Origin of the sequence: Campylobacter concisus (assembly GCF_002913225.1) — a bacterium.
In the GTDB taxonomy this organism is placed as follows: domain Bacteria; phylum Campylobacterota; class Campylobacteria; order Campylobacterales; family Campylobacteraceae; genus Campylobacter_A; species Campylobacter_A concisus_J.
The window spans coordinates 1-779 of the sequence record NZ_PPAW01000021.1 but is presented as its reverse complement, the minus strand read 5'-3'; the positions used below and the strand labels follow the sequence as shown (position 1 = coordinate 779).

Below are 779 nucleotides of genomic sequence, written 5' to 3'. Positions count from 1 at the left end.
GCGCCTGCCCTTGTTGGCTTTAGCGTGCAAAAAGATGAGTTTTGGTTTAAAGAGCTTAGCGGCGTTAGTCTAAGCGCGGATGTAGTGATAAATACCAAAAACGAGAGCCGTAAATTTAGTGGTGACCTGCTTTTTACACATAGAGGCATAAGTGGCCCAACGATACTAAACGCCTCACTTTTTTGGCAAAAGGGGCGAATTTGCATAAATTTTTTGCCTAAATTTAGTGAGAAAAATTTAATAAATGGCAAAAAGCAACTTAGCTCGGTTTTGCCTTTGCCAAAGAGATTTGTGCTGGAGTTTTTAAGAAATTTTGGCTTAAAAGATATGGCATTTTATGAGTTTAGCGACAATGAAAAGAGCATCATAAAAAGGCTTTTTGCATATCATTTTGCCCCAGCTGGGACATTTGGCTTTGAAAGGGCTGAAGTTACAAAAGGCGGTGTAAAAACTCTATTTTTAGATGAAAATTTAGAGTGCAAAAGCGTAAAAGGGCTTTATTTTATAGGCGAAGTTTTAGATATCACTGGTATGCTTGGTGGATATAACTTACATTTTGCATTTGCAAGCGCTCTAAAAGTAGCTGGTACTTTAAAAAATAGCTAAATTTAACTTCCAAATTCAGAGTGAAATTTAGCTAGTGGCAGCCATAACTGCCACTAAATTTATTATTTCTCGCTTAGATACTCTTGCAAGCTTTTTACCTCAAGTGCTTTGCCAGTTTGAACTGTGCTTAACGACTTGGCAGCTGCAAGTGCTGCACGGATCGTTGTGAAGTA

1 protein-coding gene is annotated in these 779 nt (G+C 38.0%); it reads left to right on the top strand.

Translation table 11 applies throughout. The annotated features are described in order from the left end of the window. On the top strand, positions 1-606 hold a 606-nt coding region (locus tag CYP26_RS05120; RefSeq protein WP_258031422.1), incomplete at its 5' end, for an NAD(P)/FAD-dependent oxidoreductase. Positions 607-779: the final 173 nt, after the last annotated feature.